We start from the raw sequence: 16280 nt of genomic DNA on the forward strand, positions 1-16280 counted from the left end.
TTTAGGCTCAGCCCGCTCATTTAACCACGCACACACGAGACTTTTATGCGCCCCACTTCTTTACGCCGTCTACCCCTCATGCTGGCGCTCCTACCGCTCTATCTGCACGCCGAAACCGCGGCAGACAGTGCCGAGCTAGACGCCATTGTGGTCGAGGGCCAGCGCCACCACACCTTAACCCGTGGCTACACCACGGCCGGCACCCACACTCCGATTGGCCTGCCGATGACGCTGCGCGAGATTCCCCAAAGCATCAGCGTGATCACCGAGCAGCAGCTGAAAGACCAAAACATCAAAACCCTAGATCGAGCCTTATTGCAGGCAACTGGCGTGAGCCAGCAAATCTGGGGCTCTAGCCGCGGCGGTTACAACTATTTATTCGCCCGCGGCAGCCAAATCAATAACTTTTGGCTTGATGGCCTGCCCTTAGGCAGCGCCTTCCAAGACGTAGGCAACAGCACGGCGTCCATCTATGACCGCGTCGAAGTCATCCGCGGCGTTTCCGGCCTCATGGACGGCTCGGGCGAACCAGGCGCCACCGTGAATCTGGTGCGTAAACGCCCAACCGCCGAGCCTTTAGCCGAAATCGCCTTTAACGGCGGCAGCCATTCTCGCTATGGCTTCAGCGCCGACCTATCCAATAAGCTAAACGAAAGCGGCACCCTACGCGGACGGACGGTGGTGGCCATTGAAGACGGCGACACTTGGCGCGATCGCGAGCACGAACGGGCCGCCTCTCTATACGGCATCGTTGAATACGACGTCACGCCCGACACCCAAGTAAGCGCTGGCCTACACCTGCAGTACGCCAAGGAAAAACCCAGCGGCTCCCACAGCGCTTCGGCCTACGACAACGAAGGCTACGCCACTCATTTTGGGCCGCGCGACAATCCATTCGCCGACTGGTCATACAGCCGCAGCCAGTCGCAAAACGTATTTGTGGGCTTGAAGCATAAGTTCAACAACGATTGGAAGGCCAACGTTGAATACAGCTATTCACGCAGCCATTGGTTCCAGCCCTATGGCGTGGCCGGCATCATCAGCATCGACTACAACACCGGCGCCGCCGACATCATCAATGGCCAATGGGATCGCTCACCGCGCACCCACAGTTTCAACCTCTCGCTTACCGGTAAATACGATCTATTCGGCCGTAAGCACGACGTGATCATGGGCATGAACAGCTATCGCCACCGCAACGAAGGTTTAGGCGGCCGCAGCTTAGGCATGTTGGATAATGTCTACGACTTCATCAAAGACGGCCACTACCCTCAGCCTGCCGACCTGATGCAAAAATTCCCACGCAACGATAGGCAAAACCAGTTTGGCGGCTACGCAGCCACGCGCATTTACCCGCTTGATGGCCTGTCGGTGATCTTAGGCGGACGCTACAGCAGCACGGAATACGGTAGCCTAGACAGCAAAAGCAATAATGTTCACTACTACAAAAAGAGCCGCTTCACGCCTTACGCTGGCATTGTGTATGACTTCAACGACAGCCTATCGGCCTATACCTCATACAGCAGCCTGTTTGTGCCGCAAAGCCAAAAAGACGTCAACGATGATTATTTAAAACCCATCATTGGCAGCAACGTTGAAGCGGGTTTAAAAGCAGAACTGTTTGACGGTGCCCTAAATGCCTCTGCGGCCATCTACCAAACCCGCAAGGAAAACATGGCCGTAGTCGCCGGGCGCAATGACTTTGGCGACACCTATTACAAGGCCGTAGACGAAGCCAAGACCCACGGCTGGGAAGTCGACATCGGCGGCAACCTAACCCCAAACTGGCAGATTCAGGCCGGCTATAGCCAAACGCTGAGCCGCGACGGCAACGACAATCGCTTGAACACCGAGGCCATCCCGCGCCACACCGTCAAGCTGTTCACCAGCTATCAGCTGCCCCGCAGCGCTTCGGCCTGGACCATTGGCGGCGGCGTGCGTTGGCAAAGTGAAACTTATAGCACCACGCTGTTGAGCCGTGTGAACAGCCCTGAAGCAGGTAAACGCGCCTTGGCCAACGCCCGCCAAAAATCATATGCCGTGGTGGATTTAATGGCTCGCTATCAGATCAATCCCCACGCAGAGCTGACCCTCAACGTGGACAATCTGTTTAACGAAAAATACCGTACCCAGCCCGACCGCATGAGCTACGGTGCCTTGCGCAGCGTCAGCGGCACGGTACGCTATCGCTTCTAATGAGTAGGCCTCGCTTGACCGCCTAGTGAGGCCAAACCTAAGGGCTAGCCGTGGCGGCCTTGCAGCGGCAGCCCTCCTTTAGCCACAAAAAACGCCGTCTAAACCCAGTTTAGACGGCATTTTGATGTTCACTATTTAAGCGCTGCGCACGGCGCTGGGCAAGCAGCCAAAGCGCTGCTTAAACACGGTATTGAAATGGCCGGCGTGGCGATAGCCAACGAAATGCATGGTCTCCTGCACGCTTTTGCCTTCATGTGCCAGCATGTCCATGGCGCAGTCCAGGCGCAGGCGGCGAATGTAGCCCGCCACCGTGTCGCCCGTTTGTTCCTTAAAATAACGCTTCAAATAGCATTCGTTCAAACCCACGCGCCGAGCCAGCGAGGTAATGGTGATGTCTTGTTGAAAGCCTGCGCGAATGATGTCTACGGCTTCATCAATTTGGCTGCGCTGAGCCCGGCTTTGCTTGTCGGTCAACACAAACCGCAGAAGCTGGGCGGTTAAATCCAGCGTCGCCGACTCAAGATCTAGCTGCGACAGGCTGTCCACCGCATACGGGCGCTGCAACATTGCCCGCGCCAACGGCATGGTCGAAGTGGAGTGGGTGGCCAACAGCCGCATCTGCGCCGCGCCACTGGTGGCAGGCGCAAACAGCTTTTCGGTCAACAGCCCTTCATCGTGCCAACGGCGCAGCCGCTCTAAAGAAAAATCCAGATGCAGCGACGCCATATGGCCATTCAACGGCTGCTTGATCTCGCGCGCATTTTGCAAATCACCGTACACCAGCCACACGTGGCCAGGATCGGCCAACAGCTCAGAGCCATTCGACAAGGTGATCTGAGTGCGGCCATTCATGATTAAAAACAGGGAAAAATTATGGCTAAACGATTCGGTGACGCTGTGATACGTCCCCTGCCCTCGGCTGAGGTTACGCGCCAGCAGGATTTCCGAATCAAACTGATTGACCTGTAGCGTGGTTTCCAGCTGTGGCTGTTTAAAATGCGCCAGGCAATGTCGCGGGTCCGAAGCGACTAAGTCGCAGCCGGACAGGCTGTTTTCTAGATAAGATTGATACTGCTGATAGATGTGGGTGATGTTCATGGCGTCAAATCATTTACTCAGTAGAAGGGGCCGATACAGTGTGGTTTGGTCCTTGCCCCTAAGCTGCAACTCTTTCAGTATAAACGGATTCCCACTAAAGATAAAGATTATCATTATCATCTTTTGTGCATCATTTCAATAAACCTAGTCCACCAGAAGCATCCCTGCTCTTGCGCTGCTGACACGCCGTCACAAACGCGCGTCAACAAACCGACACCTTCGGCGTGTTTCTGATAAGCGCAGATAGCGTCTGCTTGGGCGGCCATATAGCGTATAGATCATAAAAAGCCCCTATGGACCGATACGGCCGATAGGGGCTGTTTGATGCACAAGCCTTAAATCATTCAGTGCTTATTCCACCGTCACCGACTTCGCCAAGTTACGCGGTTTGTCTACATCGGTACCGCGGGCTAAAGCCGTGTGGTAAGACAGCAGCTGTACCGGCACCACGTGCACGATGGGCGACAAAACACCGACGTGGCGTGGGGTGCGGATCACGTGTACGCGCTCTGATTCTTGGAAGTGGCTGTCGAGGTCGGCAAACACAAACAGCTCGCCTTCGCGCGCCGACACTTCTTGCATATTGCCCTTCACTTTTTCCAACAGGCTGTCGTTAGGTGCAATCACCACCACCGGCATGGTGTTGTCCACCAAGGCCAAAGGCCCGTGTTTTAACTCGCCAGATGGATAGGCTTCGGCGTGAATATAGGTGATCTCTTTCAGCTTCAGCGCGCCTTCTAGGGCAATCGGATAATGAATGCCGCGGCCCAAGAATAAGGCGTTGTTGCGGGTGGCGAACACGCTGGCCCAAGCGGCAATTTGTGGTTCGAGGTTTAACGCGTGTTGGACGCTGCCCGGTAGATGACGCAACTCTTCCAAATAGGCGCTGGCCTGCTCTGGATTCACCACGCCTTTTAATTGGCCAACGGTCACCGCCAAGGTAAATAAAGCCGTCAGCTGGGTGCTGAATGCCTTGGTTGAGGCCACGCCAATTTCGGCACCAGCACGGGTATAAAACACCAGCTCACTCTCACGCGGCAAGGCGCTTTCCATCACGTTACAAATCGCCAAGGTGTGCTCATGGCCCAAAGACTTGGCGTATTTTAGCGCTTCCATGGTGTCTAGGGTTTCGCCCGACTGAGAGATGGTGATCACCAATTGCTTCGGATCGGCCAACACGTCGCGGTAGCGATACTCGCTGGCGATTTCCACGTCGGTGGCGATGCGGGCAATGCTTTCTAACCAGTATTTAGCGGTGAGGCCGGCGTAATAAGACGTGCCGCAGGCCAAGATTTTCACGCTGGTGATGTCGTTTAACACTTCAGCACCTTTGGCGCCGAATAGCTCGGGTACAAAACCTTCGTCCAAAACCTGCTCAATGGTGTCGGCGATGGCCTTAGGCTGCTCGGCGATTTCTTTTTGCATGTAATGATTGTAAGGACCAAGGTCTAGCGAAGCCAAAGACAGCTCAGACACGTGCACCGGGCGTTCAACCGCTTCACCTTGGGCGTTAACAAACACATCAATGCCGCTGGCCGACAGCTGCGCCACGTCGCCGTCTTCCATGAACAACACGCGGCGAGTTTGGGCGATCACGGCAGACACGTCGGAGGCCACAAACGTGGCGTCTTCGCCAAAAGCGATCAATAAAGGGCAACCCATGCGCGCCACAATCAATTTATTGGGCTGATCTTGGGCAATCACGCCAATGGCGTAAGCACCATGAAAGCGTTTGCTGGCCTGCTGTACGGCTTTAAGCAGGTCGCGATGGGCTTGATATTCATGGTGTACGGCGTGGGCAATGACTTCGGTGTCGGTTTGGGATTCAAACACATAGCCTAGGGCCGCCAAACGCTCACGCTCGGCTTCAAAGTTTTCGATGATGCCGTTGTGCACCACAGAAATCAATGCGTTAGAAATGTGCGGATGAGCATTGGGCTCGGTCACGCCGCCGTGGGTGGCCCAACGGGTGTGGCCAATGCCGACATGGCTGACCAAGCCTTGTGCCTGAACGGCGGCTTCCATTTCGCCCACGCGGCCAACGCGGCGCACACGGGTGATTTTATCGCCGTCCAACACCGCAATACCGGATGAATCGTAGCCGCGGTATTCTAATCTTTTTAGGCCATCAACTAAAAATGGCACCACGTTTTGTGTTTGACTCACTGCCCCAACAATACCGCACATCGGTTAATCCTTTTTCTGTTTAGTGGGTCGCGCCCAGCTTGGAATAGACACCTGTTTCACGCGAGCCAGCGTTAACTGGTCGGCTGGGCAGGCCTTGGTGATCACGCTGCCGGCGCCAATGGTGGCACCATTATTCACCACCACAGGGGCTACTAAAAGGCTGCCTGAGCCCACAAACACGTCATCGCCAATCTGAGTTTGATACTTGTTTACGCCGTCGTAGTTGCAGGTCACAGCGCCTGCACCCACGTTGGTGCGCTCGCCAATGGTGGTGTCGCCAATATAGGTTAAATGATTCACCTTACTGCCCACGCCGACCTGGCTTTTTTTAATTTCAACAAAGTTTCCGACTTTGTTTTGACCCAATAGTTTCGCGCCTGGGCGCAATCGAGCATATGGGCCGACTTCGCTGTTTGGCCCTACCTGGCAGTCGGCCAAATGGCTGAAAGCACGAATCTGAGCGCCATCGGCCACCACCACATCTTTGAGCACGCAGTTTGGGCCGATGTCGACGTTGTCGCCCAGCACGCAATGGCCTTCAAACACCACGTTCACGTCGATCACCACGTCTTTGCCGTGCTGTAAGCTGCCGCGAATGTCTAAGCGTGCAGGGTCTCTTAAGGTCACGCCTGCCAACAGAAGCTCATGCGCTTGATTGCGTTGCAAGATGCGCTCCAGCTCAACCAGCTGCACCTTATTGTTTACGCCCGCGGTTTCGTAGCTGTGTGCCACCACCACGCCGTGTACCGGCACTTTGGCCGTGGCCGCTAGGGCAATGACGTCGGTTAAGTAATATTCGCCTTGCGCATTGCTGGTTTGCAAGGCGCCCAACCAGTTCGCCACGTGGGCATTGGGCAATACCATCATGCCGGTGTTGAATTCGGTGATGGCTTTTTGCTCAGCGTTACAGTCTTTTTCTTCCACAATCGCCAACACTTGACCATCGGCACTGCGAATGATGCGGCCGTAGCCAGTGGCATCGTCAATGACGTCGGTCAATAAGCCCACGCCCGTACCCGCCGCTTCAACTAAAGCTTTTAGCGTCTCGGTGCCGATCAGCGGCGTGTCGCCGGTGAGCACCAGCGTTTTGCCATTTTCAGCTAAGTTAGGTAAAGCCATTTTTAATGCGTGGCCGGTGCCTAGCTGCTCGGCCTGCTCTACCCACTGCACGCCTTCGGGCAAGCTAGCGATGACGGCTTCTTTACCATGGCCGACCACAACGGTGATCTGTTTGGGGTTTAAAGCCTGTACGGCTTTGATGATGCGGTTCAACATGGTCATACCGCCGATGGTGTGTAACACCTTCGGCAGCGCGGAATACATACGGGTGCCTTTGCCTGCGGCCAGAATCACCACATCTAAATCTGCAAACATTGTTTATCCTTGCTTATGCCTTCTACATGAGGCTATTTAAAGGGAGAAAAAGCAGCTGCGCGAATGGGCACAAAGCTGCTTTGACTCATACTGGTTAACCGCGCTTAGTGGGTTAACAGCTGTTTTAAGAACTGCTTGGTGCGTTCATGCTTAGGATTGGCGAAGAACGCTTCTGGTGGAGCCTCTTCCAAGATTTGGCCTTGGTCGATGAACACCACGCGGTCGGCCACTTCACGGGCAAAGCCCATTTCATGCGTCACCACCATCATGGTCATCCCACTGAGCGCCAAGTCTTTCATCACCTTCAACACTTCACCAATCATCTCTGGGTCCAGCGCACTAGTAGGCTCATCAAACAGCATCACGCGAGGGTTCATGGCTAAGCCACGAGCAATCGCCACACGCTGCTGTTGACCACCCGACAACTCAGTTGGGAAGGCGTCTTTCTTATGTGATAGACCCACCCGCTCCAGCAACTCCAAAGCCAGCTTTTCCGCCGCGGCCTTGTTCATTTTTTTCACTTTAATCGGTGACAAAGTGATGTTTTCAATCACCGACAGGTGTGGGTAGAGGTTAAAGTGTTGGAACACAAACCCTACTTCGGTACGCACCTGGTTTAAATCGGTTTCTTTGGCGGCCACGTTCACGCCATCCACCCAAATAGCACCCTCTTGGATGCTTTCCAACTGGTTTACCGAACGAATCAGCGTGGATTTTCCGCTGCCTGAAGGCCCACAAATCACCACCACTTCACCCGGTTTGATTTCCAGATTCACACCGTTAATCACATGTAAATCTTTAAACCATTTATGCACGTTTTCAAAGCGAATCATAATGCGTCTTTCTATTTTTCGTTAGGGGCATTTTAACTGGGATTAACCCGCGCATGCAAAAAATTACTCAGAGCCACATAGTGCGCCACGGAAATGTTTTCCGCCCGCAGCGAAGGCTCGATCTCGACCGCCAATAAATCCTCATCGGTGGCCACACCTTTAAGGTTATTGCGGATGGTTTTACGGCGCTGTGAAAACGCCAGCTGCACCAAGTGGCTAAAGTGAGCGAAGTCCGTCGCCACGCCAAAGCGGCCCAGCTGCGGGATCATTCTCACCACGGCAGACTCTACTTTAGGTGCGGGTGAAAACGCTTCAGGCGGCACGGTAAACAAGTACTCCATATAGAAGAAATACTGCAACACCACGGTTAAACGACCATAGTCGGTGTTGTTCGGTTCCGCCACCATGCGCTCGACCACCTCTTTTTGCAGCATAAAGTGCATGTCGACCACTTCATCGGCCACTTCGGCCAGCTTAAACAACAGCGGCGTCGAAATATTATAGGGCAGGTTGCCCACAATTTTCTTTTTGCCCACAACCAAGCGAAAATCAAAGTTCAAAACGTCGCCGTCGTGAATGGTGAGCTTGTCGGCAAACGACAGCTTTTTCAAACGCTTAATGATGTCTTTGTCGATTTCCACCACGTGTAGATGGTTTAAAGCGGCGGCCAAAGGCTCGGTGATGGCGGCCAAACCAGGACCGATCTCAATCACCACGTCGTCTGGCTGCGGGCGAACGGCGCTGACGATGTCAAAAATCACCCGACTGTCTTGTAAAAAGTTTTGCCCAAAACGTTTACGGGCAACGTGCTGACTCATAATCTACTTTCTTTATTCTTTAGGTTTTGGGCCATTTTACCCTAGCTGCCCTTGTTTTTCTTGTTTTTATTGCCCCTCTGGCCGAATCAACTGCCCTAAGGCCCTAAATCCACCTTACCTACCACCAGGCAAAAAAGCCCAGCAGCAAAAAACCATAGCGCATGACCTTGCCCAGCGCGATAAAAAATAAGCAGCTCAATACGTTTAGACGCAGCCAGCCAGCCGCAATCGGCAAAGCATCGCCTACCAGCGGCACCCACGAAAACCACAGCACCACGGCACCATAGCGCGACAGCCAGTGAAGGGCGCGGGCGGTTTTGGCATTTTCTTGCTGTGGTTTTTTCGGCAGCAGCCGGCCCATGCCGTAGCCAATCATGCTGCCCAGCACGTTGCCGATGCTGACAAACAGCCAAGCCCAGCCCCATGCCTGCGGCGATTGGGTTAAAAACCACACAAAAGCCACTTCTGAATTTCCAGGCAAAATCGTCGCCGACACTAGGCCAGACGCCAACAAACCCCATAAGGCCCACATCATCGCTGGCTCTCGTCAACATAAAAACGCACTTTAACACACTCGTCGCGTGCCGATACATGCTGCACAGCACATTGGCAAAGCAGGCAAATTGCTTTATAAACACCTATTCGTTTTTATTTGACTGCACGCCCCATGAGCACCCCCTTTATTTATTTGGCGTCTGGCAGCCCCAGACGGCATGAACTGATACAACAGCTTGGCCTAGCCACTCAAAAACTGCCGTCTGACATCGACGAAACGCCCCTGCCACTCGAAGCAGCGCAGGCCTATACCGAACGCATGGCGTATGAAAAATCGCTGCATGCACAGGCCTGCCTCAACGCCCAAAATTTGGCCAGCGCGCCCATTCTCACCGCCGACACTTCGGTGGCTTTGAACGGACAAATTTTTGGTAAGCCCACCGATGCTGCTCATGCCTCAGCCATGCTCAGCGCCTTAGCCGGTCAAACCCACCAAGTCATCACCGTAGTGGGCGTGTTTCATCAAGGTCAGTATCAGCACGTCACCCAAATCAGCGAGGTGACGTTTGCGCCCTTAAGCGCCAGCCAGATTGAGCGCTACATCGCCACCGGCGAGCCAATGGATAAGGCCGGCGCCTACGGCATCCAGGGCATTGGCGGCGTGCTGGTCAGCCATCTTTCCGGCAGCTTTACCGGCGTCATGGGCCTACCCTTATTTGAAACCGCGCAACTCCTTAAGCGCTGTGGCTTAGACCTACTTTAAGCCTAATCCTGATTGAGTTTGTGGGTGACGCCTCCAACGGCTTGGCTTATACTAAGCCAACGTTCACCCAGGTGACCAATTCAATAAAGAACTTTGCTAAATGCATGGGCACGCTCTGTTTCGTGTGCTTAGCAAAGTCAATTTTATAGAGAGTCTTTATGTTTCAACCCGGCATTCCTTTGGCGAAAGACTTAGTTCGCCCAGACGAGACCATTCTGGTCAACATCACTCCGCAAGAAACCCGCGTCGCCATGATTGAAGAAGGCTCGGTGCAGGAATTACACATTGAGCGTACCGTTGGCCGCGGTCTGGTGGGCAATATTTATCTGGGGGTGGTCAAACGCGTCTTACCGGGTATGCAAAGTGCCTTTATCGACATTGGCTTAGAGCGCGCCGCGTTCTTACACATCGTCGACTTATTAGAGCAGCGCCAGCACCCCACCGAAACCCAGCGCATCGAACACATGCTGTTCGAAGGCCAAACGGTGTTGGTGCAAGTGATTAAAGACCCGATCGGCACCAAAGGCGCACGCCTGTCGACGCAAATTTCACTGGCGGGCCGATTTTTGGTACATCTGCCTCAAGACGAACACATCGGCATCTCGCAACGCATTGAAAACGAAACCGAGCGCGCCCACTTAAAAGGCCGCCTCGAAGCGCTGTTGCCAGCCGACTATTGCCACGGCTACATCATCCGTACCAGTGCCGAAACCGCCAGCGACCAAGAGCTACAGGCCGACATCCATTATTTAACCAAGGTGTGGGCCCACATTCAGCAACAGGCCAAGCTGTGCCCGCCTGAAAGCCTGCTCTACCAAGACTTACCATTGAGCCTACGCGTCTTGCGTGACATGGTGGGCGAAAGCACCCAACACATTTTGGTCGACTCGACCGAAAACTATCACCGCATGATCGGCTTTGCCCAAGCCTATGTGAACAATGCAGTGGAAAAAATCAGCCGTTTCAGCGGTGAGAAACCGTTGTTTGAATACCACGGCGTCGAAGTCGAAATCGACAAGTCTTTGCAACGTCGCGTTAACCTCAAGTTTGGCGGCTATTTAATCATCGACCAAACCGAGGCCATGACCACTATCGACGTCAACACCGGCGGCTTTGTCGGCACCCGCAACTTTGATGAAACCATCTACAAAACCAACCTAGAAGCCACCCACGCGATTGCGCGCCAGCTGCGCCTACGCAATTTGGGCGGCATCATCATCGTCGACTTCATCGACATGGAGCAAGAAAACCACCGCGCCTCGGTGCTCAATGAATTGGCCAAGGCACTGAGCTTTGACCGCACCCGCGTCACCCTCAACGGCTTCACCAGCTTAGGGCTGATTGAAATCACCCGCAAACGCACGCGTGAAAACCTCAACCATATTTTGTGTGAGACCTGCCCCACCTGCTCTGGCCGCGGCCACATCAAAACCGCGCAAACCGTGTGCTACGAAATTCAGCGCGAAATCGTGCGCGAAGCGCGCCGTTACGACGCCAAGAGCTTCCGCATTCTGGCCTCGCCCACCGTCATCGAAATGCTGGTCGACGAAGAATCACAATCCTTAGCGATGCTGATCGACTTTATTGGCAAGCCCATCTCATTGGCGGTAGAATCAACCTATACCCAAGAACAATTCGACGTGGTGCTGCTGTAAACCACGCCTAACCACTGCACGGAAAGTCTGTTTCAATGAGTTGCTCTGCCCCCACCGCGGCCGCCTCAGCGGCCACGCCAGACCTTTGGCTCACCATTTGCCAAGAGGCTGAAGAAGCGGCCCAAAATGAACCCCTATTGGCTAGCTTTTTACATTTAACCGTCTTACGCCACCCCAGCCTCGAGCATGTGGTGGCGTTTCACCTATCCAGCAAGCTGGCCAGCCCAGTCATGGACGCGCGCGCGCTGTACGAAGTGTTTTGCGAGGCCTTCGAGCAAGATCCAGACATCAGCTTGAGCATGCGCACCGACATCCACGCCTATTACGACCGCGACCCTGCCTGTGAGCAATACACGCTGCCGCTCTTGTATTTCAAAGGTTTTCACGCCACGCAAGCCCACCGCATCAACCACTGGCTGTGGCAGCAAGGCCGCCATACTCTGGCTTATTCCTTACAGAATCGCGCCTCTGAAGTCTTCGGCATCGACATTCACCCAGGCGCCCAAATCGGCAAAGGTCTGATGTTCGACCACGGCACCGGCATCGTCATCGGCGAAACCGCGGTTTTGGGCGACGACATTTCTATTTTGCACGGCGTCACCCTCGGTGGTTCCGGCAAAGAATCCGGCATTCGCCATCCCAATATCGGCAACGGCGTGATGATTGGCGCCAACGCGGCCATTTTGGGCCACATTCACATTGGCCATTGTGCCAAAATTGGCGCTGGCAGCGTGGTCACCGAGGCCGTCGCGCCCTGCACCACCGTGGTCGGCGTACCGGCGCGGCCGGTGGGTCAAAACCACGCCAAAGGCATGCCGTCTTTAAGCATGGATCAAAGCATTTAGGCCAATCGCCCGCCCATCAAGCACGCCAAATCTGGGCGTGCTTTTTTCATGCGCTTGCCTGCCGATGGCGGGCGGTTGCTTTCCGAGCGCATCGCTGCGATACTTTTAGTCTGTTTAAATCTTGCCAGCAGGTCTGCCATGCACACGCTTCACCGTCACAATGCTGTGATTTACGCTTTTGATCAACACGCTCAGCCCGCCTTGACCATAGAAGCCGGTGAACGCGTACGCATCGAAACCTATGACTGTTTCGAAAATCAAATAGATGCCCACCATCCCGCCACCGGCGTGGACTGGGCGCGCATCAATCCCGCCACCGGCCCGATTTACGTTAACGGCGCCCAGCCGGGCGATGTTCTGAAAGTACACATTGAATCTATTGAGGTTGCCGACAGCGGCGTGATGGTCGTCGGCGCTGGCCTCGGCATCATGGGCCATCGCCTTGACGGCATGACCCAAAAAATCGTCGCCATCCAAGACGATCACCTGGTGTTCAATGACCGCCTGCGCCTGCCCTTGAACAAAATGATCGGCGTCATCGGCGTCGCCCCCGCAGGCGACGCCATTGCCTGCGGCGTACCCGACACCCACGGCGGCAATATGGACACCAAACTCATCGGCATCGGTGCCACGGTTTACCTACCGGTTTATCAGCCTGGTGCCCTTTTGGCCTTAGGCGACTTCCACGCCGCCATGGGCGATGGTGAGATCGGCGTTTCGGGCGTAGAAATCGCGGGGCATACCGTAGTCCACATCGACGTCATCAAGCAACGCCCCCTCCTTCATCCCGTAGTAGAGACTGCCGATCAGCTGGCCTTTATTGCTTCAAAAATCACCCTCGACGAAGCCATTAAAACCGCGACCGAAACCGCCGTGCAATACGTCCATGAAGCCACCGGCCTCAGCCTCGCCGAAGCCACCATGTTGATGAGCGCCGCAGGCAATGCCGAAATCAGCCAAATCGTCGACCCCTTAATGACGGCTCGTTTTTGCGTGCCCAAATACTTACTGGCCGCCTATGGCATCCAGCATTTTGGCTAAGCGCCTCACTGTGCAGCACGCATCAAGCAGTGCTATGATGAACCCTAAGCCCTCGCTGCGCCGGATGCAGTACATTCAGAAGTAAGGAAGCCCACGATGAACCTAAACGCCACCGACCTTTGGCACACCATTTGCCAAGAAGCCGAAGCCGCCGCCCAGGCCGAGCCACTATTGGCTAGTTTTTTGCACCTCACCGTGCTGCGCCATCAAAGCCTGGAACAGGTAGTGGCGTTCCATCTGTCCAGCAAACTGGCCAGCCCGGTCATGGATGCGCGCGCACTGTATGAAGTCTTTCAAGAGGCCATGGCCAAAGACCCGCAGATCAGCCTCGACATGCAGGCCGATATTCAGGCCTATTACCAGCGCGACCCAGCCTGCGAGCAATACACCCTGCCGCTCTTATCGTTTAAAGGCTTCCACGCCACTCAGGCCCACCGCATCAACCACTGGCTCTGGCGCCAAGACCGCAAGCCGCTGGCCTATTTTTTACAAAACCGCGTGTCTGAAGTATTTGCCGTCGACATTCACCCCGCCGCCCGCATGGGCCACGGCATCATGCTCGACCACGGCACCGGCATTGTGATTGGCGAAACCGCCGTTTTGGGCAACAATATTTCCATCCTCCAAGGCGTCACCCTCGGCGGCTCAGGCAAAGACAGTGGCGATCGCCATCCTAAAGTCAGCGATGGCGTCATGATCGGTGCCAATGCCTCTATTCTGGGCAACCTCAATATTGGTGAATGCGCCAAAGTCGGTGCCGGCAGCGTGGTGGTCAAAGACGTGCCCGCCCACAGCACCGTGGTGGGCGTACCGGCCAAGCTCACCCACACCAGCGAGCCCAATGGCGTGCCCGCCTTAAATATGGACCAAAGCGTTTAACCCCAAAAACACCATGCATAAAATTACTTTTCAAGACCTAGCCGTGACGCCGTGGAAAAACGGCGCCGGCACCACCCGCCAAATCCTGATCCACCCTGCTGACGCCACCTTAGACAACTTTGCCTTTCGCATCAGCGCAGCCGACATCAATGCCCTAGGCCCATTTTCACACTATCCTGGCATCAACCGCAGCCTCGCCGTTTTAAACGGCCAAGGCCTCACCTTAACCATGGCCGACGGCAACACCGCCCGCTTCACGCCCAAGCACACGGTGGTAGACTTTGACGGCGGCCAGCCGCCCCATACCCGCGCCTATCAAGAACCCATTCTCGACATTGGCGTGATGAGCCGAAGCGAGGCCTATCGCCATAGCTTTGTCTATCAAAACTATGCGCCTGGCCAAGTACAGCAAGCACAGGGCGCTCACAGCCTGCTGTTTTCTCTACACGACCAGCCCCTCACCCTCCACTGTGGCGGGCAACACTGGGTTTTGGCGCCCTTTGACGCCTTCTACTTCGACCACAGCGCCCCCTTTCATCTTGACGGTGACGCAGCAACGGCCAACCTACCCTTCTTCGTCGCCCATTTTGAACCCGTCGGCCAAAAATAAACCCTTAAGGCCCGTCTATCGGCCTTAAGGGTCGTCACCGTACCGCCGTCGACTTATCTGCCGGCGTTCGCGGGCACCATCAAGCAAATCACTAAAAAAGCCAGCAGGCTAAAGCCCACATTCACCAATAACCCAGCGGTAGCCGCCACGTCCACGCCCGCAGGTAAAAAAGCCGTGTACACCGTGGCAGAAATGGCCACACCAAAAGCACCGCCTAAAGAACTCGCCATTTTATAAATGCCCGAGGCCACGCCAATTTTGTCTAAAGGCGCATTCGCGATGGCGGTATCGGTCGAGGGCGTAGCGTAAAACCCTAGACCCAAACCAAATAATACAAAGCCCACCACCACCGCCGCCAAATAAGCGCGATCTGGCAAGAACGTCAGCGTCATCAAGGCCACCCCGCTGCCCGTGATTAAAGGCCCACACAGCATGGGCTTCTTCGCCCCCACGCGCTGCAATAGCTTTTCACCGACGCGGATCATGGACAACACCGCCACCACATAGCCAATCGACATCAATCCTGATTGAAACGGCGTCAAACCGCGGCCATTTTGCATGTACAGATTGGCCACTAAGAGCGTGCCTAATACGGCATTCAGCATGAAATTAGAAAAAACGGCTCCGCTATAAGGCTTATTGTTAAATAAAGAAAAATCAATGAAGCCCGCACGCTTTTTCTTTAACTCAATCCGCACAAACGCAATCAACGCCAGCACACAAACCAGCCCTAGTCCCAGCGTCGCCATGCTCGTCCAGCCTAGAGCCGATCCCTTGGTGATGATTAAGTTTAACGACACCAAAGACAGCACAAACATCATTAAGCCTGCATAGTCGAACGGGCTCGGCGTCTCTTCGTTCACCTTACTTTCCGGCGTCCCACGAATCAGCAGCATGCCCAGTAAGGCACACATAATGGAGAAAATAAAAATCCAGCGCCAGCCCAGATAGGTCGCAATGACGCCACCGGCCAAAGAGCAAATACCAGAACCGCCCCAAGAGCCAATGACCCAAAAGCTCAGCGCCCGCTGCCGCTGCGCGCCGACATAATAATTTTTGATCAAAGCCAAGGTGGCCGGCATCACGCAGGCGCCAGACAGGCCCTGCACGATGCGGCCCACGGTAAACAGCACCGCACCGTTCGCCACGATCAAGAGCAAAGAGCCTGTAATGCTTAAACCAAAGCCAATATAAGTGAGCCGAACCCGACCAAACTTATCCGCCAAACCGCCGGCCATCACAATGAAACACCCTGAAAATAAGGCGGTTAAGCTAATCGCCAAATTTAAAGAACCCATGGGAATACTGAGGTCGTGCTGTACATCGGGCGCCACGTTCACCAAAGACTGGGCGAACAACCAAAAGGTCAACACCCCCAACACCATCCCAAACAGCAGCCGATCGCCGCCCTGATAATGATTCGTTTGCATCATCCATCCTTTTTCACTCTCTGAGTGAACGAAAGGCGGTTGGTCAAACCAACCGC

Annotated in this window: 14 protein-coding genes; 7 read left to right on the forward strand and 7 right to left on the reverse strand. The window is 54.7% G+C overall.

What is annotated here, in order from left to right:
• The first annotated feature begins 45 nt into the window (after positions 1 to 45).
• A complete protein-coding gene (locus tag AB8Q18_13130; GenBank protein ID XDZ51103.1) occupies positions 46 to 2196 on the forward strand; it encodes a TonB-dependent siderophore receptor in 2151 nt (716 codons plus the stop codon).
• A gap of 135 nt (positions 2197 to 2331) precedes the next feature.
• Here AB8Q18_13130 and AB8Q18_13135 read toward each other — a convergent pair whose 3' ends face one another.
• The 6 genes from AB8Q18_13135 to AB8Q18_13160 form a co-directional block, all read right to left on the reverse strand.
• Entirely contained in the window at positions 2332 to 3294 is a 963-nt protein-coding gene (locus AB8Q18_13135) for a helix-turn-helix domain-containing protein (protein XDZ51104.1), read from the reverse strand.
• A gap of 351 nt (positions 3295 to 3645) precedes the next feature.
• Positions 3646 to 5481 (reverse strand): glutamine--fructose-6-phosphate transaminase (isomerizing), encoded by a 1836-nt coding sequence (glmS, locus tag AB8Q18_13140; protein ID XDZ51105.1) that lies wholly within the window; start codon positions 5479 to 5481, stop codon positions 3646 to 3648.
• Between the two features lie 3 nt (positions 5482 to 5484).
• Positions 5485 to 6855, reverse strand: a complete 1371-nt coding sequence (glmU, locus tag AB8Q18_13145) for a bifunctional UDP-N-acetylglucosamine diphosphorylase/glucosamine-1-phosphate N-acetyltransferase GlmU (GenBank protein XDZ51106.1) — start codon at positions 6853 to 6855, stop codon at positions 5485 to 5487.
• A 104-nt stretch (positions 6856 to 6959) separates the two neighbouring features.
• On the reverse strand, positions 6960 to 7688 hold the full coding sequence (locus AB8Q18_13150) for an amino acid ABC transporter ATP-binding protein (GenBank protein ID XDZ51107.1): 729 nt from the start codon (positions 7686 to 7688) through the stop codon (positions 6960 to 6962).
• 32 nt (positions 7689 to 7720) lie between these two features.
• On the reverse strand, positions 7721 to 8506 hold the full coding sequence (gene rsmA, locus AB8Q18_13155) for a 16S rRNA (adenine(1518)-N(6)/adenine(1519)-N(6))-dimethyltransferase RsmA (GenBank protein ID XDZ51108.1): 786 nt from the start codon (positions 8504 to 8506) through the stop codon (positions 7721 to 7723).
• Positions 8507 to 8624: 118 nt separating this feature from the next.
• Positions 8625 to 9041, reverse strand: a complete 417-nt coding sequence (locus tag AB8Q18_13160; GenBank protein ID XDZ51109.1) for a YqaA family protein — start codon at positions 9039 to 9041, stop codon at positions 8625 to 8627.
• A 132-nt stretch (positions 9042 to 9173) separates the two neighbouring features.
• Between AB8Q18_13160 and AB8Q18_13165 the strand changes: the two genes are divergently transcribed.
• The 6 genes from AB8Q18_13165 (at position 9174) to AB8Q18_13190 (ending at position 14794) form a co-directional block, all read left to right on the forward strand.
• On the forward strand, positions 9174 to 9764 hold the full coding sequence (locus tag AB8Q18_13165) for a nucleoside triphosphate pyrophosphatase (protein XDZ51110.1): 591 nt from the start codon (positions 9174 to 9176) through the stop codon (positions 9762 to 9764).
• Between the two features lie 158 nt (positions 9765 to 9922).
• On the forward strand, positions 9923 to 11419 hold the full coding sequence (gene rng, locus AB8Q18_13170; GenBank protein ID XDZ51111.1) for a ribonuclease G: 1497 nt from the start codon (positions 9923 to 9925) through the stop codon (positions 11417 to 11419).
• 35 nt (positions 11420 to 11454) lie between these two features.
• Positions 11455 to 12264 carry a serine O-acetyltransferase gene (gene cysE / locus AB8Q18_13175; protein XDZ51112.1) on the forward strand — a complete coding sequence of 270 codons (810 nt, stop codon included), beginning with the start codon at positions 11455 to 11457 and terminating at the stop codon, positions 12262 to 12264.
• A gap of 138 nt (positions 12265 to 12402) precedes the next feature.
• Positions 12403 to 13305, forward strand: a complete 903-nt coding sequence (locus AB8Q18_13180) for an acetamidase/formamidase family protein (protein ID XDZ51113.1) — start codon at positions 12403 to 12405, stop codon at positions 13303 to 13305.
• A 96-nt stretch (positions 13306 to 13401) separates the two neighbouring features.
• Positions 13402 to 14184 carry a serine O-acetyltransferase gene (gene cysE / locus AB8Q18_13185; GenBank protein ID XDZ51114.1) on the forward strand — a complete coding sequence of 261 codons (783 nt, stop codon included), beginning with the start codon at positions 13402 to 13404 and terminating at the stop codon, positions 14182 to 14184.
• Positions 14185 to 14197: 13 nt separating this feature from the next.
• The gene (locus AB8Q18_13190) at positions 14198 to 14794 is read left to right on the forward strand and encodes a HutD family protein (protein ID XDZ51115.1); all 597 of its coding nucleotides are present in this window, start codon (positions 14198 to 14200) and stop codon (positions 14792 to 14794) included.
• A gap of 53 nt (positions 14795 to 14847) precedes the next feature.
• Here the strand turns inward: AB8Q18_13190 and AB8Q18_13195 are convergent, their stop codons facing one another.
• Positions 14848 to 16224: an MFS transporter gene (locus AB8Q18_13195; protein ID XDZ51116.1), complete on the reverse strand. Its 1377-nt coding sequence runs from the start codon at positions 16222 to 16224 to the stop codon at positions 14848 to 14850.
• Positions 16225 to 16280: the final 56 nt, after the last annotated feature.

The organism is Neisseriaceae bacterium CLB008, assembly GCA_041228285.1.
Taxonomy (GTDB): Bacteria; Pseudomonadota; Gammaproteobacteria; order Burkholderiales; family Neisseriaceae; genus JAGNPU01.